Genomic DNA, 20255 nt, shown 5'->3' with positions numbered 1-20255 from the left:
GGAACGGACGCCCGGCACGAACCTATGGCGCGGGACGTTGCAAGGGATGTCCCGCGCGCAATTCGCGCCAACGCGCATATCGATCCTGCTTTTGAGGGTTCGGATCCTCGAAATCGGCCAGCCAGAAGCGATACCAGTCGAGGTTGCGCGCATTGACCGCAAATTGATGCACCGGCTGGGTCTTGATGTGAGGCTCGTCGGCGAACACGAAGAGCTCGGCGGGCTTTCCGGCCCGTTTGAGGCGCGTGTGAAACTCGATGACAAGGCGAGCCTCGGCTTCGGGTAGTTGCATCAGGAGAGGGGTGTCGAGGCCGGCGGCGTCGCTTGTCGCGGAAAGCCGGTTCCAGCCTTCGGGATCGGTGTCGGGATCGCCGAGGCCCCATCGGTTCGCCAGCGTGTCGGGCATACCGCTGCCGGGCAACGCAGTGGCCCAATAGAAATGGGGTTCGAACTGCGCCGACGAGAGCATCGCGGCGGCGAAGCGATCCGACTTGCGGATGGCCCAGAGGGCGACCTGCGATCCGAAACTGAGGCCGCCAATACCGACATGCCGTGGATCGACGATGCCGTCTGCGGCGAGCGTATCGATTGCGGCGGAGATGCCCGAAAGCGCCAGGTCATATTCTTCCTCAGCGTTGGAGAATTTGCCCTGAGCCTTTCGGATACAGAGAACCGCTATCCCGGAGTCCGCGAGGGGCAGCATCGGGATCTCGTCGCCGACGCCGCCCTTCAAGAAACCGTCGCAATGATAATATTGGATCACGAGCGGGAAGGGCGGCGCAGCGTGCGCTGGACGAAGCAGGAAACCGCTGAACTTTTGCCCACTGGCGATCGACCAGGACATGGGCGTGGCCTTTGTGGCGATCTTGCGCCGCAGGTCCGCATTGGGGTCGACCAGGAGTTTCCGGGCCCCGCTGCTATAATCGACGCGAACAAGCCTCGGCGGCGAGACGCCTGAGGCTTCGGCGCAGACAAGGAAGGCGGGTCCAATCGCGCAGCGATCGGGATTGAAGGGCGAGAAGGGCGCCCCGTCGGTGACCGCGAGCCGTTCAGGCGCTTCGCCATTCAGACGCCACAACGAAATTGTCTCTTCGGATCCCGGACTGGCCTCGAAGAGCAAAAGCGCCTTGCCGTCGGGGCGCCAGCCAAGCGCGCGGAGCCTGGGTGATGCACAGGCAGCGATAGCGCATTCGAGGGGCGGATGGCCCGGCTGCAACACGTCGACGCGGGTTTTGCCTCCATCGCGAACGATTCTGGCCTCCGCGCTGTCGCCGGCGACGACATGTTGCCCGATCGCAGAGGTCTGCGGCACGGGAGAGTCGGGCTGGGCCGATCCCCACACCATCGCCGATTTTTCCGTCGGCGGCGTGTCCGCGAGGAGGCGCACGCGTTCAAACCATCCTCCCCGCAGCCGCTGCATGACGCGCTTCCCGTCGACGATCGCGCCCCCGGCGAACGGCTGCATGACATCGACCGTTGGATCAACGAGCACCCCCTCATCATAGGCCCGCTTTTCCGCCGCCGCGATTTGGGCTCGTGTCGCCCCGACATGATAGATGATGCGGCGACCATCGTCCGCCATCCGGAAATCGACGATGTCGGCAGGATCGGAAATCGCGAGCCGGGCCTTGCCGCCCATGCGCCACGACCACACGCCGACCGCGCCGTCCTGCATCGCAAGAAAGTGGAAGCCTTTCGAATCCGCGTCCCATATGGGCGCATTCTCGATCAGCGTGCCGGCAAAGCTGAACCTCGCCGCGCCTCCATCCGCGACGCGGCGATGGTCGCCGCCATTGACCCCAACGATATGCCAGCCAAGTGCAACGCGGTTTTCGGCCACCGAAGGCTCGCTCACACGATAGGCAGCCCAGCGGCCGTCGGGCGATATGGTGACGCCGCTGATGTCGCGTGTCGCCACAATATCCTCGACGGTGACGAGCGGCGTGGCGGCGGCCATCGCCGCCGCCAGCATCACCATGTTACGATCCCCTGCAGCGCGATCGTTCGCCCTACAGCGCTCGCCTGCTCGGGGTCATAGCCGAGTACCGAGGTCGCCGTTCTGAAAAGGACATAAGGCGGGTCCCGATCGAAGAGATTGTTGACGTTGAGTGCCAGGCGGAAGGCTCGCCCACCTGGAGCGCCAGCGATGCGCGCGCCGAGCTGGAGGTCGAATGTCGTCCAGCTCTTCACCTTTTCGGCAGGCGTCGCGGTCTGGTTGCGATAACCCGACATATGGAGCAGCGACAGCCCGCCGTCGAAGGGCCCCGCCTCGAAGCCGAGGCGACCGCGCAGGCGGAGCTTCACGGGATTGCCAAGCGTCCCGACCGCGTTGATCGCTGGCGCGGAGCGCGTGACCTGCTGGTCGATGCTGAACAGGCGAGATCCGCCCAGCGAAAGCGTGAGCGCGCCATTCGGAATGGAATGGCGGTAGGAAGCGTCGAAATCCAGGCCGCGGATCGTCACCCGCGACAGGTTGAAAGTTCGCGCATCGGCGATGACCTCGATATCCGAAGCTTGGACACCGAGCGGATTTCTGAGGTTCGGATTTGCGAAATAGGCAGCGACCTCCGCCGGGTCGGGCGTCTCGTCGACAAGCTCGCCATAGACATCCCGCCGTGCGAGGAAGTTGAAAATATCGAAGGAGGCGCTCGCGATACGGTCGCGATAGACAATGTCGAACCAGGTGGCTGAAAGCCTCAACCCCGGCAGGGCGACGGGTTCGAGGTCGACGCCCGCCGTCCAGCTCGTCGCCTTCTCGGGGCCAAGGTCGGGACGGAAACCAAGTAGCGCGAGCGCCAGCGTCTGGCCGGTCGGCGATTGAGGATCGGGCAGATAGACGGGCTGGTAGGTCGCATTGGCGGCGCCGACCAGTTCGGTGAAGAAGGGTGCCCTGAAGGAATGGCCATAGGAGGCCCGGACCACCACGCCCCGAACGGGCGTCCAGCGCAGACCCAGCTTGGGGTTGCTCGTGCTGCCGACGTCCGAATAATCCTCATGGCGTCCGGCGAGCGACAGCTGCAGCGCACCCGGGAGGCTCGTCCCTGCATCGAAGATGGGAATTACCAACTCGCCATAAAGGGCTCGAACCGTGCGCTTGCCCGGAAGCCCGGGCAGGCGCGAGGTGGTTGTGCTGTTACCGAAGAGGTCAAAGACCGACGTATAGTCGAGGCGTTCGCCGCGAATCTCGGCGCCGGCGGCGAGTTTCACTGTGCCGGCGGGAAGATCGAACAAACTGCCGTCCGCGCGCAGAGCCGCCGTCCAGACTCGCGAGCGCACCCGCGAGACAAGGCCGCCGCGAAGTCTGCCGACAAGCGCCGGATCATTGACCGCGCCGTCTCCGAACACGTTCAGCGCTGTTGCCGGGTCGGATAATACGAGCGCCTCGGAGCGGCGCGTGATGTGGATGATATTGATGTCGTCGGCGCGCTCGCGCTGCAGGCCGTAGCCGCCGCTGATCTCGAGCGACCAGTCGCCAACATTGGCGCGTGCCCCGCCTGAGAGGTTGAGGGCGCGCGCTCTACCGCGCGCGCCCTCGGGACCGAAATCGGCCGACGGGTCGTAGAATACCGTGATCGGCTGACCGGTGCCGATCGGATCGACATAATAGGGATTGGCGCTCGTGACGGTGACGGGAACGGGTCCGAACCGGCGCTGGTTCACACGGTAACGCCTGTCCGCATAGAGACCCCGCGCAAAAAGGGTGATCGCCCCGATCTCCTGTTCGGCTGAGGCATAGAAGCTGAGGCTGCGTTGGCGCGGCAGGATGTCGACGAGCCGCTGCGCGTCGGCGCGATTGAAGCTCCCCTCGATCAGATCGGCCGCGGTGAGGCCCCGCCCGTCCTGTCCAGGGGGAATTGCGAAAACGCGACCATTGGCGGCAAGGATCGTCCCGGGATTGGCGAAATTCGACCGAAGGTCGGGGCCGCCTACGGGGCGCAGATCTTCGCTGGTGAAGCGCCGCTTCGTTGCGGGCAGGTTGCCGCGGCTGTAATATTCGGCGGCGAGTACGAGGTGACCGCTGTTCCATTTTTTGCCGAGCAGCTGGGCGATCTGCATCTCGCTGAAATCGCCGTCCGCCGTCCCGGCTCGCATGCGCGTCTCCGCACCTTCGAAGCGATTGCGGAAGCGAAGATTGACGACGCCTGCTACCGCGTCCGAACCGTAAATGGCCGACGCCCCGTCGGTCAGTATCTCGATACGGTCGATCGCGGACGAGGGGATCAAGGAGAGATCGGTAAACGCACCCCAGGCACCGCCCATGGCCGGGCGAACGCCGTCGAACAGGGTGAGCGTAGAGGCGCTGCCAAGACCGCGCAAATTGATCCCCGACCCGAAGTTGAGATTTGTGTTCGCATTGCCTCGCGCGGTCGCGCCAAATGTGGCCTCACTGGGGCCGCCCGAGAAATTCTGCGGGATGGTTTGAAGATAGTCGGCGAGCGTCGTGCGCCCGCTCCGGTCAAGCGCATCGCGATCCACGATCGTCACGGGCGAGCCGACCGGGCCGGCTCCGCGAATGCGGGTACCGGTGACAATGATCTGCGCGTCATCACTCTGCGCGGTCCCGCGATTTGCCGAGCTTTCGGCGAACCTGTCGCCCTTTCCCTCGCGGATAACGAGCGTTCCGTCCACGCTTTCGGCGACCAGTTCGGTGCCGGCCAGAAGCTGCGCCAGGGCCGCATCGGCGTTGAAGGTGCCGCTGACCCGGGCGCTTTTCTTGCGCGCGACAACGTCCGAATTGGCGATGACGTCCCGGCCCGAAAGTTCGGAATATTGCCGCAAAGCGTCCGCCAGATCCTGCGGCGCGATGTCATAGCTTTGTTGGCCCGTCTCAGCCGAGGCGGCGGGCACTGGAAGCCCAATCGTCGCAGCCGTCGAAGCCAGGATAGCTGCCAGAAGTCTCACTCTCATCTTTCCCTCCCGCGCGGCCGTGATGGCCGTCTGGAAGGGCGAGACGAGGCCGGCTGAATTATCCCCCCGTTTTTTTTCGGGACAGGATGATGGCGCCGTCACTCTCTTGGGCCGAAAGTCCGAAAACCGCGCTGAGTTTTCGCGCGAGCGACGCGCTGTCGGTGACATCGAACCGGCCCGTGACCTCAAGCGATCCGAGCGCGGGGTCAGCCAGCCGGATTGACTTGCTGTTCACCCGGTTCGCTTGATCGATGACCTCGCTGAGCGGCAACTTGTCGGCGACGACCCGAGATGTCGGTTGGACGTTTGCCACGGGTAGCGTCATTGCCGTGTCGGGCGTCGACCGAGCGGCGTCGCCGCGCGGCAGATGAAGCGGTTCGCCGCCCTGTACCTCGACCGTGTCGCCGGGGTTCAGTCTGACCGTGCGTCCGCCGGGCGCTGTCGCCCGCACATCGACAGAGCCGCTGACCAGCCGGACGCTCGGATTGCGTCGTGTCAGATCGACTTCGAAGATGGTGCCGAGTGCGACAATTTCGGATCCCCCGGCGATGACACGAAAGGGCCGGGAGGCATCGTGCGCTACGGTGAAACGGGCACGGCCGCCGGTCATGACGACCTCCCTGTCACGCTCCGAAAATCTGGTCTCGATCTTCGCTCCGTCGAGGAGTTCAACCAATGTGCCGTCGACCAGCCGAACGGCTTCGCCCTCGACGGACCGGGTCGCGATTTGCGGACCGGTCCCGGCACGCCCGGCATACCAGGCGCCTCCGAGGGCAAGCATGACGACGAGCAGGAAAGCCGTTGCCCAGCGTAGCCGGTTTGATCCGGAAGGGCGCAGCGCACGCGCCCTGATCCGGCCCGCGACATTCACATCGAGAGCCGCCCAGCGCTTTTCCGCCTCGGCATAGGCCGCGGCATTTTCGGGATCGGCCATCCACGCATCGAACTTCGCGCGATCAGCCGCCGCATCGCTCGCGCGCATGCGCGCGAACCATTTTCCCGCTTGTATCTCGCGGCTCATGACCGCGGACCTTTTACGCGAAGGATTGCCGTCATGGCCTTGGCGATTTGCTTTTCCACGCCCTTCTCGCTCATTCCTGTTGCAGCCGCAATTTCGGCATAGGACATACCCTCGAACCGGTGCATCAGGAAGATGTCGCGGGTTTTCGGTTTCAGGCGTTCGAGACGGTCCTCGACACGGCGCATCATGTCCCTTGCTTCGAGCGCGGCGTGGGGGTCGGACCCTGGATGCTCGGTATCGTCATATTCATGATGTGCCGAGGCGAAGCGACGCCGGTCGACATGGGCACGTTCGATGAGCAGGTTGCGTGCCGCTCGTGCCAAATAGGCTCCGGGCTTTTCGATCCGCGACACAATATCCGCGCCGCTTGCGGCAAGGCGTTGGAAGCACTCCTGGACCAGATCCCCGACATCCTGTGAATTCGTCCGTCGGCGCAGGAAACGGGAAAGTTGCGGCTGGTGCTCTTGATACATGGCTTCGATAGCCGCAGACTTATGCTGGTTGCCCCAGTCATCGATTTCGATCTGAAATGCAGGCTCCGCTCGCCGGCGCGCTTCGGCAGCCTCTTCGTCATAATCCATTGTCTCGCCTTCCCGGACGGGAGGAAAGGCGGCCTAAAGCCGGGTGTTGAGAACACACTTGAGGCGCGTGCGCCGTCGCCTTTAGCCCGAAGGCTTGTACATACGCGACGGCCACCCGGACAGGATGGCGAACAGGTGTTTTTGCTCAAAGGGTTCTCAAGCCCCGGCATCGCGCCGCCTGCCAGCCCGATGCCCGTTCAGCATAATCGATTGCTTTCCAAGAGCAAGACTTCCGCCGGACCATGCCTCATCGTGCCCGGACACTCGGAAAAGCAAGGGGATGCGCGCGCTTCTTGTTCGGAATGCAGGGAGTGAAGGGGGGGAGTCAGAAAGGTGGTGGCGGTCGCTCAGGCTGCCGGTCTGGCAGGAGGATCATCATGTCCAGCAACGGGAGCGGGAGTAAGCGGTTGCGGATCGCGCGGCGGGCGATCCGCCGAATGGAGCCGTTCGATCGCGCCGTCTTTCTTGCGATCCGGTTCGAGAACGCGGGCTACGAGGATTTGGCCGAAAGACACGGCATGGGCATTGAAGAGATCGAGAAGGCGTTTGCGCGCGCCGTCCATATCCTGATCACCACACCGCCCCCGCCGTGGTGGCAGATCTGGCGCTATTGAAGGCCGCGCCCTTGACTTCGAGACGCCACCGCCCTGAAACGGCGTCATGGGAAAATATGATGCGCTTGGCGCCTTCCTCAGGCGGTGGAGGGTTTGCCACGATGCCGATGGCGTCGAGCTCAGCTTTTCGCACATCGAGAGCATCATTGGCGCGGTTCTTCCGCGCGCGGCGTTCGGTGCCGATTGGTGGTCAGCGGCAGAGTTTTCGGAAGTAGAGCCGCCCCATCGACGTGTCTGGCTCGATGCGGGCTTCGAGGCGGTTGCCAAACCGGCTCGCGAATGCGTCTATTTCCGTCGTCGAAGCGGCGGCCAGTAGGTAGAAAGATATCCGACTATGCCGGGGTCAATATGATCAGGATTGATTGTCCATATTATTCCTCTACATTGTGACGGACGCGAGGTTTTTATGAACAAACAAACGACCCTGAATGTCCGTATTGGCGGCGCCCTCAGCGATTTCGTGGCGACCAATGTTGGCGACGACGGCTCCTATGAGAATGTCAGCGAATATGTCCGTGATCTCATTCGGCGCGATAAGGAACGCGCGGAAGCGGAGCAATTCGCCCGCTTGAAGGCGGAGTTGCAAAGGGCCTTCGCAGCGCCTGACTCTGACTTCGTGCCTCTCGATGCCGATGCGGTGATCGGTCGGGCGCGCCGAAACTGACGATGGCTAATTTTCGGGTTTCCGCGATCGCCGGGCAGCGGCTCGACGAAATCTATGCCTATACGCGGGAGAAGTGGGGAGATGCGCAGGCAGAAGCCTATGTGCGGGGCCTTTTCGACTGTTTTGGTCGGATCGCCAGGCGCGAGCTTCTTTGGCGGGCTATTCCGGCTGAATTCGGTGTTGATGGCTATTACGGCAAGTGCGAACATCATTATGTCTATTGGCGTTTGCTCGGCGACGGAACTGCGGGCATCGTTACGATCCTTCACGAACGCATGCATCAGATGGATCGTTTCCGCGACGACACCGCGGCATAAGGGGCTGCGGCAGTTCCGAAGCGCAGGGCGAAAATGAAAACAGAAATCGACCACCTTCCGGCAAAGCAGCAGGGCGAACTCGAACGCATCAAGGCCGTGCTGATGGAGGAGTTCGCGCGATCGATCGAGCGCGCGACACAGCCTGGCAAACGCAACGGCAAGATCCTGAAGATCATCCTGTTCGGCAGCTATGCCCGCGACGATTGGGTCGATGAGCCGGAGAATGGCTATCAGTCCGATTTCGACCTGCTGATCGTTGTCAGCCATGAGGATCTCACCGACATCTCCGACCATTGGTACATCGCCGAGGACAAGATCCTCCGCGACCCCGATGTCGGACGGACGCTGAACATCATTGTCCATACGCTCGCCGACGTGAACCGCGCGCTCAGCCGCGGCGAATATTTCTGGGTCGATATCATCCGCGATGGCGTGATGCTATACGACCTGCCGAACCATCCTTTGGCAACGCCGAAGCCGCTGACGCCAGTTGATGCCTATGAAATGGCCGTGGGGTATTTCTCGGCAAATTTTGCGGAAGCCGGGCGCAGACTGGAAGCGTTCGATTTCGAGTTTGGTAAGGCCATGCTTGACGGGGGATGGCTAAAGGGAGCTGCATTCGCATTGCACCAAGCCGTTGAGCGGCTTTACGGGTGCTATTTGCTTGCAAACACGTTCTATTTTCCACGCTCGCACAATATCAAGTTCCTGCGATCGCTCGCAGAGGACCGCGAGCCGCGCCTGGTTGAAGCCTGGGCTCGCGACAGTAAGATCGACCGCCGCCGCTTCGAATTGCTGAAACGCGCTTATGTTGAGGCTCGATACTCTGCCAGTTACGAAATTAGCGCTGCCGACCTCGAAGCGCTTGCAGCGTCGGCCGAGAAATTGCGCGCGATCGTCGAGGCGATCTGCGGTTCACATATCGCGGACCTGAAGAAAGCTGCCGGCGGCAGCTAAAATCCTGGTTCGTTGCCCGTGATCAGTTTCAGGAATTCTCGTACTGTGACGATCTGTGCTCCGGCATGGCGTTCCAGGATCAGCAAGTCGGCCTTGTCGACCGTGATCAGATATCCTGCTTTCGACTCTTCGATCATCGCCAGCAGATAATTGTCCCATGGATCGCGGCTGACAGAAACGTCGGGCAGGTCCTGCGCCATGATGGCAGCACCCTTCAATTCGTTGACCAGTCGTCCGGCGACTGCAGGGTTCAGCCGAGCGCGGATTTTCGGATAACGAGTGACGCGCCGAAGTTCGTCCAATTGTTCGGCAGATGTGACCAGCGCGACCCTGCCCTGACGCCATAGGGCAATCAGCTGGTAGGGCAGCGACCGTTCATGCAACAGGGCGCTCACAAGCACATTGGTATCGATAATGACGCGCATGCGTCAGTTCCGACGCGCGTCGGCAACCGCTTCGTCTATCAGACTATCCATCTCCTCCGGTGACAGGTCATCGAAACCGGCACGGGCCTCCGCCAACGTCAGGTCGAGCAGGCGCCATTTCACCGATTCTTCGATAAAACGCGACAGGTCGCCCTTCTTCATGCCACGCTGGGCAAGATAGGTTCGGACATCGATGTCGGTTTCCGGTGCGACATTCACCGTCCAGCGGGTTACTTCGCCCATCACACATTCCCTCATCGTCGCTAAAGCGGTTATACGCTTATCATCTTATGTGCCGTCTATCAACCGACCAGCCTAAGGGGCGTTGGAATCACCGCAAGCAAACGGGAGGCTCGTTTTTTGTGGTACCAATATTCGAGCCTCTGCAAGACCGGCGCCGGGCCGCAGCTTTCGTCTGCGGCGCCTGCCTATCTGGCTTTTCGCGCCGGAAAGCGCAGAGGCTTGGTTTGGGCGAATGTCGGATGTCGCGGCACATCAAGATGATCCGACTTTCGATGTCGAAGCCAACCGACTGCGTTTCTGCCGCGAGCTGCTCATGGAGCGGCGAATAATGGACCGCTATATCCGGGAAATCAGCCTGAGCCCTGCAAGCTGGATCATCTTGCTCGAGCTTTATTCAGCTGACGCCGCTAGCAAACGATTGTCCGTATCCAGCCTCGGCTATGCGAGCGGCGTTTCGATCGCGACGGCCGTTCGGCTGACCCAAAGTCTAGAAGCGCGCGCGATCGTCGAACGTCAACGAGATCCGCACGATGCGCGCCGAACAAATGTGGCGCTTTCGGCACGCGGGAGAGCATCTCTTCGGTGCATCTTTGACGATTGCGTGGCGAACAGGGCTGCAGCGCCAGCCCTGAAGAATTAGCCCATTGCAACCTGAGGGAAGGGAGGGGGCGTGGCGAGCGTGCAATCGAAATCGGCGAGGGGAGCACATGTCGCTTAGCTCCCGAGGTAATTCGTTCGATTTCGGCACCACTCCGAATTCCCATGCGTTGCCGTCGATGCTACATTTGAACGCGAGGTAAGCCATGCAGAACACGCCTTCTTCAGCGATCCCGGAGCTTGAAATTCCGCAGCCCGCTGCGGCCGATTGGCTGTGGCGCCCGTGGTATGCCAAGCTCTGGTGGGCAGCGATCCCAATATATTGGACGGTGGCGGCGGCGTCGTTGAAGAACCCAGCCCTTCGGCCGTTCTTCGAGAGCGCATTCGCTGGCTATCTGACCATCCTCTTCTTCCCGCTCACGGCGCTGCTCGTTCTGGGGTTCGGATTCGTGCGCGCGTGGCTCGATAGGCCTTTCGCCGGCGACCCGCTCTCGGATGAGGAAATCGAGGAACTCGAACGTATCAAGATCGAGCAGGAAACTCTGCGGTATCCCCCAGACCATTTGCGTCCCGTAGGCGATATCTACGATCCGTTCTCGGGCACGATCTATATCGGCAATCCGCTCAGTCCCAACAACGGCTCGCGAATCTAGCGCTTCTTGTCGCTGTTATCTCCGTCGAATGGACCGTTGGCGAGATCAGTCGAGAACCGGCCTTTGCTCAAGATCGATGACTGCTCATACGACGTCATCGGGGCCGTGATGTCCGCAGTACCTCGCGCGGAATCGGCCTGACCAAGATAGCGATTCCGTAGCCCTTCCTGTCCAAGCACTTGTCGGTTCAACTCGCGGGTGAACGTCGCTTCGGGAGTTTCTGACCGCGCGGCGGCGCGTTCTGCTGCGGAAATCGCCCCGCGAACTTCATAGTTGACGATATCAAGGGAAGCTTGGGCGTTTTCACTGCTGATCCCGACGTCGCGGCTGGAAAACCCGAGGCTTCCGCCGACATTTCCCGAAGTCGCGGTTTGCGATCGTGAACCGCCTTTTTGCTTACCGCCACGGGAAGCATAATCGCTGCTTTGCGCGCTGCCGCCGATGTTGCCGCCGACAGTCGTTCCCATGGTGATCTGATCCTGTGCCGAGCGCGATATCGAACGCTGCCAACCCGTCTGCGCCATGATTGCCGACACATCGCGCTGCAGCGTATCGGCCACCTGCGGATTAAGCCGCCACTCGCCATTGCGATCCATCTCGAACCCGCCTTTGAGCCAGTTCGCCATCATGGCCTGACCCTGTTCGCTGCTCAGCATATTCTCGATCGTGTCGGGTCCGGCCAGCTTGCCGGCCTCATATTTGGTGCTGGTGTCGCTGCGCGCCGATTGCGAGAATCCCGTGCTGCTCGACACCAGCAGATCATTGTCCGCGAAACTGAACCGTGCGCGGCCGCCTTCGGCGATGGCGCCATATTGGCTGTCGTTGATGAGTCCTGCCGCCCGGAGCTGGCGCGCGACGTCGGGCGATACATTGAGATTGAGGTCGCCATTCTGCGCCATCGCGAGCTCGCGCTTCGTCATGTTGATGCCCTCGCTGCGCAGTAGGCCCTGCATGCGCGTCAGCCGCTCATTGTCGACGATACGCGTCAGCCGCTCGTTGCGTGCGCGATCGGCGATGCCCGCCGCGCCGCCCTCGGCCATGTCGACCTGGTTCCCCGCCGTGCGGCTTAGCGCCCCAATGAAGGTATCGAGCTGCGCCGCCTCGCGCGTCGAAACGCCTGCCGCGGCCGCCCCTTCCGCAAACCCGAAATTGTCACTCTGCCGCCGCTGCTCGCCGATCCGCGCGGAGCCGCGCACGCCCGAATGGCCGATCTCGCGCTGCGCGTCGAGCTTGCCCGACCGTTCCGCGAAGTCATAGCCCGCTGCCTCGCGGGTGCGACCATAGACGCTGGTGCCTTCGCGTCCGGCTTGCTCGGTCGCGCCATCGGCGGTGCCGAGCTGGACCGAGGCGTTATAGGTTTCTAGCGCGCGCATGACTTGCGCCTCGTTGCGTCCCGTCGCGCGGGAGAGGGAGGAGATGGCGGACGAGCGCGCCTCGCCCGAGAGGGTGTTGATGAAGCCGATACGCCGCGCGGTTTCGTCGACGGGAAGGCCGAGCATTGCGGCGGCGTTTCGCTGGCCCTCGTTGCTGCCGGTGCGATATGCCTGCTCGGTCGCGACATTCCGCCGCTCGACGGCGGCTACATTGTCGCTGGCGTAGTCACGGCGCCCTTCCATTGCGCCGACATTGATCTGCGCGCCGGTCAGGTCGTTCCGCAGCATCTGCTCCTGGTCGAAGCTGTTGGCGATCAGCTTGGCGAAGGTCGGGTCGGCCGACGCCTGCGCGATCACGGTCGAAGCCTTGAGCTCGGCGTCCTTCCCCGCATAGCCGTTGCGCTCGAAATGCCGCTGCGCGCCCTGAAACATCATGTCGTAAGCGCGCGTGTCGCCGAAGGCCTTCCACTGGACCATGTTCTGCGTGAAGCGCGCAAAGGCGCGCTCGCCCGCCTGTCCCTCGCCGAAATAGCTCGTGCCGAGCCCGCGCAGCGCATCCTTCTCCGCAAAATTGTGGATCGCCGCCGTCGTCGCATTGGCGCGCACGGCCGCCGCCGTTGCAGGATGGGTGAGATCGCGTCCGACCAGAGCGGGCGCGAGGTTGCCGAGGTCGCGCGCGGCATCGGTTGCGCCGAGCGCAAAGCCCGTCGTGCCGCCGACGCCGGGTGTGCGATCGGCGAGATAGGTTCCGGCGGCGCCGAAGGCGCGGTTGCTGCCGAGCGTCGAGCGCTCCCCGAAATCCCCGAAGCTCGACGTCGCACCGCGCCGCGCCATCGTGCCGCTCGCCGACGCCTGCGCCTCGAGCGCCTGCGCTCGGCCTTCGTGTGTCATGATCGGGGTCGCGGCCGCGGTGCCCTGACCCTGCGCCCCGAGCGCGCCGCTGGTGAAGGAGGTGAACACATTGCCCGAGAAGCGGAACACGGTGAACACGAAAGCTCCGGCGAGCCCGGCGGCGGCGGTTCGGAAGGATCCGAAGATGGCGAGCGCCTTCATGGCCGAGCCGGGCGCGAGCATCCAGGCATTGGCGGCGACATGGTTCGAGCGCATCTCGGCAAGCACGTCCATCGCGCGGCCGAGGGTCAGCTGATAGATGCCGGCGTCGATCACCCCCCACATGGCGACGAACACGAAGAGGCCGAGCGCGAAGCTCGCGACGCGCAGGTTGATCGGGGTCAAGATAAAGAGGAGGGCGATCGGCATCATGAACAGCATGATGCCGAAGACGGTCGCGCGGATCGTCGGCATCCATTCGTTCGCGGTCGACATGGTGGCAAGCCCGCTCGAGACGACGGCGCGGTTCGCCATGACGCGCGCCGCGGTCGCGGGGCTGTCTTCGAAGAGCACGTCGCCGACGGCGTTACCGAGGTTGATGTTGGTCATCAGTTGCTGGAGCGTGAGCGGGGTGCCGAGCATCTTGTCGCCGAGCGCGCCAAGGTTCGAGCGGCAGCGCTGGAGCTGGGCGGCGTTCGATATGTCATAGCCGGTGCGTTCGCACACCTGCCGGCTATAATCCTCGAAAAGCGCCGGATCGGAGAGGCGGTCTGAGATATGCGTCCATGCCTCGGTGCAGCTCACCGTGGTGCCGCCCTTGTCGGAGGCGGTGAACACCGTGCTGAAGGTCGCCGGCCCCGCCATCGCGGCGAACGCCTGCGGCAGGTCGGTGGTGGTCCTAAACAGCTGATCGTCGTCGATGCCATAGGCGGGCGACACGCGCGCGACCGGGTAGCATTGGCGGACATAGTCCTTGATCGTCGCGTCGAGAAAGCTGTCGGTCATCGGCCCGCGCGGGGATACGGCATTGAGAAAGAGATCGAAGCTGTGCCCGCCGGCGCCGAACTCGAGCTTGGCATTGGGATCGAGCGTATTGTCGTCGATCGTCTCGGCGATCGCGCGTTCCATCATGTTGGTGACGCCGGCCACGAGCACGATCAGGTTCGGCACGTCGCCGACCGGCTGATAGGCATTGCGGACACGGTCGTAGACATGGACCGTTCCCGTCGTCGCGACGAGGCCGACGAAGAGGCCGATGCCGACGAGCGTCTGGAAGCCGAAGGCGACGATGCCCATGCCGTTGCCGCGCACGCTCGCGAGGAGCGCGCCGAGCGCGATGCCGGCGACGGCGATGATCACCACCAGCGTCTCGTAGCGCGGGTCGGCGAAAATCATCGAGACAAGGCGGAACGCGTCGACCGTCTCGTTGAACCCGTCATAGGTGTGGAAGCTCGTCTCGAGCGCCAGCGCGGGAGCGGGAACGAGCGCGAAGGCGGCGGCGAGCGTGGAAGGGAAGGGCGCGCGCATGGCGGTCAGCGGTTGGCCGCGGCGCCCGCGGCATCACGAGCATCGCGGTCGCGCTGGCGGACGAGACCGGCGTAATTGGCGGAGAGGTTGGCCTGGTTCAGCGCGGCCATATAGGATTGGCGCATCTGGGCGCGCTGGCGGAGGACCTCCTCGCGCAGCCCCTGGAGCTGCTCGATCCCCTTGGTGAGAATGCGCGTCTGGCAGATGTTGGAGTTTCCGGCATCGGCGGCGCCCGCCGCGGTGGTACCGCGCTCGGCGTTCGACAGCGCGAAATCGAGACTGCGCGTGAGGTCGTTGAGCATCTGGTAGGCGAGGGTCAGCGCCACCAGTTCGTCGGTGTCGCCGATCACGCTGTCCTCGACGCCTTCGCGCACGCCCCACTCAAGCATGCGGTAGATCGGCAGCGTCTTCACATTGGCGACGAACTGGCGTTCCTCGGCCGTGAGCGCGGCCCGGGTGCGGATCTTCGTCGCGATCGCCTGCATCCGCTCGCGCGCGAGGATCAGCGCGCCGCGGCCCGGTCCGTCGACGCCGCAATCGGCGCCGGTCGGCGGGATATTGAGCGCGCGGCGCTGGACACGTCCGGTCAGGAAGTCCTCGACGCCTTCGGTCTCCTGCCGCGGGCAGGCGGGGATCGCCGAAAAGAGCGGCACCTTGTCGGTGGCATCCCAGCGCATATAGACGTCGCCGACCCGGGCGCGCATGACCCCGGTCCATTCGCTCGCGCCGACCCGCGCGGCGGCATGGGCGAGGAGCGAGCCGGTGCGGAAGATGTCGGTGACCTCGCGCGGGCAGTTGGCGAGCGCGTCGCGCAGGTCTTCCGTCGGATTGTTCTGGTTCGCCTGGATCTTCTCGCGGCTCTGCTGATAGCTTTTCGCATAGCCTTCCTTGATCGACTTGTAGCCGGTCATCTCCTCGATGATCCCTGACATATTGTCGTCGCCCTTGGCGATCTGGACCATGCGGTTGGCGAGGCGGCAGTCGTTGACCTGGATCGAGTTCAGATAGTTGGTCGCCGCCTCCATCTTTGAGATGATGTTGCCCATCTTCTCGTCGAGGGTTTCGAGGAGATATTGGAAGGCGACGGCGGGCGCGGCCTGCAGGATGCTTTCCAGCTTCTGGACGAGATACTCGGGATCGAGGAAGGACATGCCGCCGAGGAACATGTCGATCCCGCCGCAGCCGGCGCGCACTTTCGGCAACGTCACGCTCATGAGGTAATCGTTGTGGACGTCGACGCGGCCCGAGAAGCCGCCCGCGGTCACATAGCCGCGCGCCTGATCCTCGAAGCTGCCGGGCGAGGTGTAGGTCACATTGTCGAACCAATGCTCGGCCCAGCTTTGGGCATGAGCCGGCGCGGCCATTCCCATAGCTGATAGCGTAGTGAGCGCAGCGATCATCTGGCGGGATTTTGGCATGACTTGCTCCTTTCAATCCTCTCGGGCCGGGTTCGCCATGATCAGCATGTTATGCAAATTAACCTTGCAAAACTGGAATAGAACTCCATAAATGCAAGGATGATTGATCGCCGTATCTCGACGGAACTGGCGGAAAGGTTGGCCGAAGTGCCAGCTGTTGCGCTCATCGGCCCAAGACAGGTCGGCAAGACCACGCTCGCGGTTGAAATCGGCGAATCCAGACCCTCGATCTACCTCGACCTCGAGTCCGATGCGGATCGCGCCAAGCTGGCGGAACCCGAACTTTATCTTGCCGGACATGCGGACAAGCTGGTCATCCTCGACGAAGTCCATCGTTTGCCGGGACTGTTCCAGATCTTGCGCGGGCTGATCGACGCCGGTCGGCGTAGAGGCCAAAGGACAGGCCGCTTCCTGCTCCTCGGCTCGGCATCGATCGATCTTCTGCGCCAGTCGGGAGAGAGTCTCGCCGGACGTATCAGCTACCTCGAAATGCGTCCGCTCGACGGGCTTGAAGTCGGCGATGATCAAATTGACCGGCTTTGGGTACGCGGCGGATTTCCCGATAGCTTCCTTGCGGCGAGCGATCGGGCAAGCCAGCGATGGCGGCAGGATTTTATCCGCACCTATCTCGAACGCGATATTCCAATGTTCGGTCCCCGCATCGCGGCCGAGACACTCCGCCGTTTCTGGACGATGCTCGCACATCATCAATCCGGCCTTCTCAATGCGGCCGAATTTGCCCGGAGCCTCGGCGTCGACGGCAAGACGGTCGCTGGATATCTCGATCTTCTGGTCGATCTTCTCTTGGTCCGACGTCTCGAGCCGTGGCACAGCAACGCAGGCAAGCGTCTCGTCAAATCGCCGCGCATTTATGTCCGCGACAGCGGACTCGTTCACACACTGCTTGGGCTTTCGTCCTACGAAGATATTCTCGGCCATCCCATCGCGGGGGCAAGTTGGGAAGGTTTCGTCATCGAAACGCTGACCGCCGCTGCCCCGGAGGGGACGAAAGCCAATTTCTATCGGACGGCGGCGGGCGCGGAAATCGATTTGCTGCTGACGCTTCCTGGCGGCGAGCTTTGGGCAATCGAGATTAAGAGGAGCCTGCAACCCAAGCTTGAACGCGGCTTTCATCATGCCTGCGACGATCTCTCGCCCGCGAAGCGATTGCTGATCTATCCCGGCCGCGAGCGCTACCCGCTTGCCGATGGCGTCGAAGTGATGCCGGTTGTGGTCGCCGGTCATGCACTTCTCGCGGAGGTATAGGCGGGCAGTGTTCATGGCTTGGCACTGCGCTGCGATGGCGCTCCCGGACTGTTCCCGACGATCCCCGTAAACTTGGAAAGCGCACGCACGCCGACAGCGGGTTTCACCCCAGTCAGCATCTTGGCGGACAGATAAAGATTGCGCGCGAGGTTCGGACTATGGTCGGTGCCGACCGCGATCGGGATGATACGGTTCGCGTCCTTCACCGGGCGTACCCAGGCTACGGGATGCCCGACCCAGGGGAGGCCGACCCGACCCGAGCGCAGCATCGCTTCGTCGGCGCCGAGCGCCCGAACCCGCCAGCCATAACGGCGTCCGAGGTCTTGGAGCTTCGGCCAGAGGTCGGCGCAGGGGAGGCAGCCCGGCGCCGTGCTCATCTCGACGATGAAGGCGCCGCCCGCGCCGCGCAACTCCTCGGCGAAGTTAGGCGGAAAGGACCGCGTTACCGGAACGCGCGCGAGCCAGACGTTCATCTCGGCCGCGCTCGCAACCGGGTGGATCGCGGCGCGCGCCGCCTGCTCGCGCGAAGGGGACTGCGCGAGCGCCGGCAAGGCGAGGCCGACGCAGAGCAGCGAGAGGAGGGCGCGCGCCTTCATGGCCGAGGTTCAAGGCTCGAGGTGACGAGATCGCCGCCGAGTACGCGGGGATCGGTCGCAGAGACCGGCCCCGCCGACAGGGCATCGAAGAAGCCGTCCTCTTCGCCCGCGCCGGTCAGGAATTGCTCGGGCCGGATATCGCCGAGCAGCAGCCGCACCGCCTGGTAAGCGGTCTGCGAAAGGTTCGGATAGGATTCGACGCCGCTCGCGATCACCATGCGCTGGGCGCTGCCGCGGCGGATCACCATCGTCGTCGGCGTGATCTCGACCCCGAACCGCGTGGCGAGTTCGGGCCGCTGGTCGATGTCCATCAGCGTGACCTGCCAACCGGTTTCCTCGCGGAAGCGCTCGATGATCGGCCACTGCACGCGGCAGTATCCGCAGCTCGAGCGCGAGAACATCACGAGCGCGAACTGCCCGGCCTGGCCGCGAAGATAGTGCCGCCGGACCTGCTCCTTCTCGGCCCCCATCGTGGCACGCGCGTCCCCGACCATCGGGTTGGCGGACTTGGCGCTGAGTTCGGGGTGATGAAGCATCGCGACCTGGGTGACGCCGGCGAAGGCGCGGGCCTTTCGCCTCGCAAAGTCCTGCAAGCGCCAGAAATCGGCGACGGCATCGATCGTGAGCACGGTCGCGGCATAGTCGCGCTGCGCCTCGATCAGCTTGCGGATCTTCGGCGGCGTTAGGCGCGCAAGCTCTGCCATCGGCGGAATCCGGGGCTTCGCCAGCGCTTCGGGGTCCGCATCGTCATCCTTAGGCGGCGGGGCCTGATACCACCAATAGCCTTGCTTGGGTTCGGGCTGAGCCGTGCGGGAAAGCTGAGCCGCAGCGGGCACCGCAACGCCGACGGCCAGCGCGACGAGCGAGAGCAGGGAAGCGCGCATCACAACAACTTCTCCATCCGCTTGAGCTCGCCGATCGGCACCGGGCCATAATAGCGGCTGTCGAACCCGCTCGGATGGTGCGAGCCGACATAGATGGTGCCGGGCAGGATCAGCCCGTTGTCGGGACGCCAATGCTCGAGCCGCTGGCCGTTTCGCCCGAACGGTTTGCTGATACCGAGCAGCTTGCCTTCGCAGAAATACCAGCCGTCGAGCGCATTGGGTTCGAAGGTCGAAGGCTTCTCGATCAGGCTGATGCGCTCGCCGGGAAAGCAGAGCGCGAACTTGGTGACATTGACAGGTTTTGGTCCCGCGAGCGGATGCGAGAGCGTGAACATGACGAGGTCGCCTTTCGCGATCGGCCCCGGCGCGGCGCGCACGGCCCAGGCGTCGATCGACGGCGACATGACCCAAGTGACCTGTGCCATCGCCCAGCAGGCGAAAAGGCCCGAGGGAATGACGATCGCGCAGGCCTTCCATAGCCGGTTCGGGCGCGCGGGCTGCCCAAGCCCTTCACTGCCGAGCGCGACCGCCGCGCGGCGCGGCAGTCCTTTCAGCGCGATGGCAAGTCGCTTACCGAGCTTCCAGGCGTGACTGAGCATCGCGCACCTCCTCCTTTCCGCCGAGGCGGGCAATTTCTTCGAGCAGGCCGGAGAGCGCCGCGTCACCGTAAACGACATGGGAAGCGCGCGGACTCTCGTCCTCGCGCTCGCAATAGGGGAGCGCCGGATCGCCCGGGATCATCGCGAGCGCAGGCACGCGGGCGACGCCGTGCTGGCGGAAGACCAGCGGGTCGACGATCACCTGGATGTCGCGCATCACGCAGGCCGGGCCTTCGCAGCCCGGATCGAGCCGCAGCATCTCGGCGGTGAGCTTCGCCATCGGCGCCACCTTGGTCATCCCGCCCGGCATGCCGCGAAATGCGATCACGCCGCGCGCCTTCTCAACCTGCGCGGCATAGGTTCTGAGCGTTGCCGTCGGCATCGACGAGGAGACGAACAGCACGGGCACCCAGCCCTTGGTCGCTTGCGCCGGCCCCGCATCGGCGATGGCCTTCATGTCGGGCGCTTCGAGGCCGAGCGCCTGGCCGAGCCGCTTCGCCATCGCCTCGCGCTCGGCAGCGAAGCGATCCTTGCCGGCCTTGAGCGCGTCGCGCGCACGTGATTCCATTGCCGGAGACTTGGAGTGGCCGCGCAGGGCTTCGAAGGCGCGGCGGCGCTCGGCTTCGGTCGGCTCCGGCAGCTCCGATGGAGCGTGGACAGGCTCGACTTTTGGCCGCGAGATTGCGCCGCGCAGCCGTTCCATCGCGGCATTGCCTTCGCGTTCGATCTCACTGCGCGCCGACGAGGGCTCTTCGGTCCCCGGCGACACCTGCGCTGTCCC

At 63.7% G+C, this 20255-nt stretch carries 20 protein-coding genes; 8 read left to right on the top strand and 12 right to left on the bottom strand.

Annotated elements, in window-relative coordinates:
* Positions 1 to 22 precede the first annotated feature (22 nt).
* The 4 genes from ABS88_RS04015 to ABS88_RS04000 form a co-directional block, all read right to left on the bottom strand.
* Entirely contained in the window at positions 23 to 1957 is a 1935-nt protein-coding gene (locus ABS88_RS04015; protein WP_286749133.1) for an Atxe2 family lasso peptide isopeptidase, read from the bottom strand.
* A 14-nt stretch (positions 1958 to 1971) separates the two neighbouring features.
* Positions 1972 to 4848, bottom strand: coding sequence for a TonB-dependent receptor domain-containing protein (locus ABS88_RS04010; RefSeq protein ID WP_286749131.1), 2877 nt, complete (start codon positions 4846 to 4848; stop codon positions 1972 to 1974).
* A gap of 118 nt (positions 4849 to 4966) precedes the next feature.
* Positions 4967 to 5929 (bottom strand): FecR family protein, encoded by a 963-nt coding sequence (locus tag ABS88_RS04005; protein ID WP_286749130.1) that lies wholly within the window; start codon positions 5927 to 5929, stop codon positions 4967 to 4969.
* Positions 5926 to 6510, bottom strand: coding sequence for an RNA polymerase sigma factor (locus ABS88_RS04000; RefSeq protein WP_120218826.1), 585 nt, complete (start codon positions 6508 to 6510; stop codon positions 5926 to 5928). The genes ABS88_RS04005 and ABS88_RS04000 overlap by 4 nt, the downstream gene beginning before the upstream one ends.
* Before the next feature lie 377 nt (positions 6511 to 6887).
* Between ABS88_RS04000 and ABS88_RS03995 the strand changes: the two genes are divergently transcribed.
* The 5 genes from ABS88_RS03995 to ABS88_RS03975 all read left to right on the top strand — a co-directional run bounded on the left by ABS88_RS03995 (position 6888) and on the right by ABS88_RS03975 (position 9062).
* Entirely contained in the window at positions 6888 to 7124 is a 237-nt protein-coding gene (locus ABS88_RS03995; protein WP_172594964.1) for a hypothetical protein, read from the top strand.
* A gap of 46 nt (positions 7125 to 7170) precedes the next feature.
* Positions 7171 to 7440: a DUF7662 domain-containing protein gene (locus ABS88_RS03990; RefSeq protein WP_120218828.1), complete on the top strand. Its 270-nt coding sequence runs from the start codon at positions 7171 to 7173 to the stop codon at positions 7438 to 7440.
* Positions 7441 to 7530: 90 nt separating this feature from the next.
* Positions 7531 to 7788, top strand: a complete 258-nt coding sequence (locus ABS88_RS03985; protein ID WP_120218829.1) for a ribbon-helix-helix domain-containing protein — start codon at positions 7531 to 7533, stop codon at positions 7786 to 7788.
* 2 nt (positions 7789 to 7790) lie between these two features.
* Positions 7791 to 8105: a type II toxin-antitoxin system RelE/ParE family toxin gene (locus tag ABS88_RS03980; protein ID WP_120218830.1), complete on the top strand. Its 315-nt coding sequence runs from the start codon at positions 7791 to 7793 to the stop codon at positions 8103 to 8105.
* A gap of 33 nt (positions 8106 to 8138) precedes the next feature.
* Entirely contained in the window at positions 8139 to 9062 is a 924-nt protein-coding gene (locus ABS88_RS03975) for a HEPN domain-containing protein (RefSeq protein ID WP_120218831.1), read from the top strand.
* Here ABS88_RS03975 and ABS88_RS03970 read toward each other — a convergent pair.
* Positions 9059 to 9487: a putative toxin-antitoxin system toxin component, PIN family gene (locus ABS88_RS03970; RefSeq protein WP_286749129.1), complete on the bottom strand. Its 429-nt coding sequence runs from the start codon at positions 9485 to 9487 to the stop codon at positions 9059 to 9061. The genes ABS88_RS03975 and ABS88_RS03970 overlap by 4 nt on opposite strands.
* Positions 9488 to 9490: 3 nt before the next feature.
* Positions 9491 to 9730 carry a ribbon-helix-helix domain-containing protein gene (locus ABS88_RS03965; RefSeq protein WP_172594965.1) on the bottom strand — a complete coding sequence of 80 codons (240 nt, stop codon included), beginning with the start codon at positions 9728 to 9730 and terminating at the stop codon, positions 9491 to 9493.
* A 232-nt stretch (positions 9731 to 9962) separates the two neighbouring features.
* On the opposite strand from ABS88_RS03965, the gene ABS88_RS03960 reads away from it, so the two are divergent.
* Both ABS88_RS03960 and ABS88_RS03955 read left to right on the top strand, forming a co-directional pair.
* Positions 9963 to 10370 carry a MarR family winged helix-turn-helix transcriptional regulator gene (locus tag ABS88_RS03960; RefSeq protein ID WP_120218834.1) on the top strand — a complete coding sequence of 136 codons (408 nt, stop codon included), beginning with the start codon at positions 9963 to 9965 and terminating at the stop codon, positions 10368 to 10370.
* A 163-nt stretch (positions 10371 to 10533) separates the two neighbouring features.
* On the top strand, positions 10534 to 10980 hold the full coding sequence (locus ABS88_RS03955) for a hypothetical protein (RefSeq protein ID WP_120218835.1): 447 nt from the start codon (positions 10534 to 10536) through the stop codon (positions 10978 to 10980).
* On the opposite strand, the gene ABS88_RS03950 is transcribed toward ABS88_RS03955, so the two are convergent.
* Both ABS88_RS03950 and ABS88_RS03945 read right to left on the bottom strand, forming a co-directional pair.
* Entirely contained in the window at positions 10977 to 14711 is a 3735-nt protein-coding gene (locus ABS88_RS03950; RefSeq protein WP_286749128.1) for a conjugal transfer protein TraG N-terminal domain-containing protein, read from the bottom strand. The genes ABS88_RS03955 and ABS88_RS03950 overlap by 4 nt on opposite strands.
* A 5-nt stretch (positions 14712 to 14716) precedes the next feature.
* The gene (locus tag ABS88_RS03945) at positions 14717 to 16129 is read right to left on the bottom strand and encodes a conjugal transfer protein TraH (RefSeq protein ID WP_062770270.1); all 1413 of its coding nucleotides are present in this window, start codon (positions 16127 to 16129) and stop codon (positions 14717 to 14719) included.
* 99 nt (positions 16130 to 16228) lie between these two features.
* Between ABS88_RS03945 and ABS88_RS03940 the strand changes: the two genes are divergently transcribed.
* Complete coding sequence (locus ABS88_RS03940) at positions 16229 to 17395, top strand: ATP-binding protein (RefSeq protein ID WP_062770267.1); 1167 nt, start codon at positions 16229 to 16231, stop codon at positions 17393 to 17395.
* 11 nt (positions 17396 to 17406) lie between these two features.
* Here ABS88_RS03940 and ABS88_RS03935 read toward each other — a convergent pair whose 3' ends face one another.
* From ABS88_RS03935 to ABS88_RS03920, 4 genes are read right to left on the bottom strand one after another with little or no spacing between them, the layout of a single operon-like run.
* Positions 17407 to 17991 carry a thioredoxin domain-containing protein gene (locus ABS88_RS03935; RefSeq protein WP_062770264.1) on the bottom strand — a complete coding sequence of 195 codons (585 nt, stop codon included), beginning with the start codon at positions 17989 to 17991 and terminating at the stop codon, positions 17407 to 17409.
* Complete coding sequence (locus tag ABS88_RS03930) at positions 17988 to 18875, bottom strand: conjugal transfer protein TraF (RefSeq protein WP_062770255.1); 888 nt, start codon at positions 18873 to 18875, stop codon at positions 17988 to 17990. The genes ABS88_RS03935 and ABS88_RS03930 overlap by 4 nt, the downstream gene beginning before the upstream one ends.
* Complete coding sequence (locus ABS88_RS03925; protein ID WP_062770252.1) at positions 18875 to 19474, bottom strand: S26 family signal peptidase; 600 nt, start codon at positions 19472 to 19474, stop codon at positions 18875 to 18877. Before ABS88_RS03925 ends, ABS88_RS03930 begins: the two co-directional genes overlap by 1 nt.
* Positions 19446 to 20177: a type-F conjugative transfer system pilin assembly protein TrbC gene (locus ABS88_RS03920; RefSeq protein ID WP_232003477.1), complete on the bottom strand. Its 732-nt coding sequence runs from the start codon at positions 20175 to 20177 to the stop codon at positions 19446 to 19448. Before ABS88_RS03920 ends, ABS88_RS03925 begins: the two co-directional genes overlap by 29 nt.
* Between the last annotated feature and the right edge of the window lie 78 nt (positions 20178 to 20255).

The organism is Sphingopyxis sp. SCN 67-31 (assembly GCF_001725095.1).
This window is presented reverse-complemented; position numbering and strand designations above follow the sequence as displayed.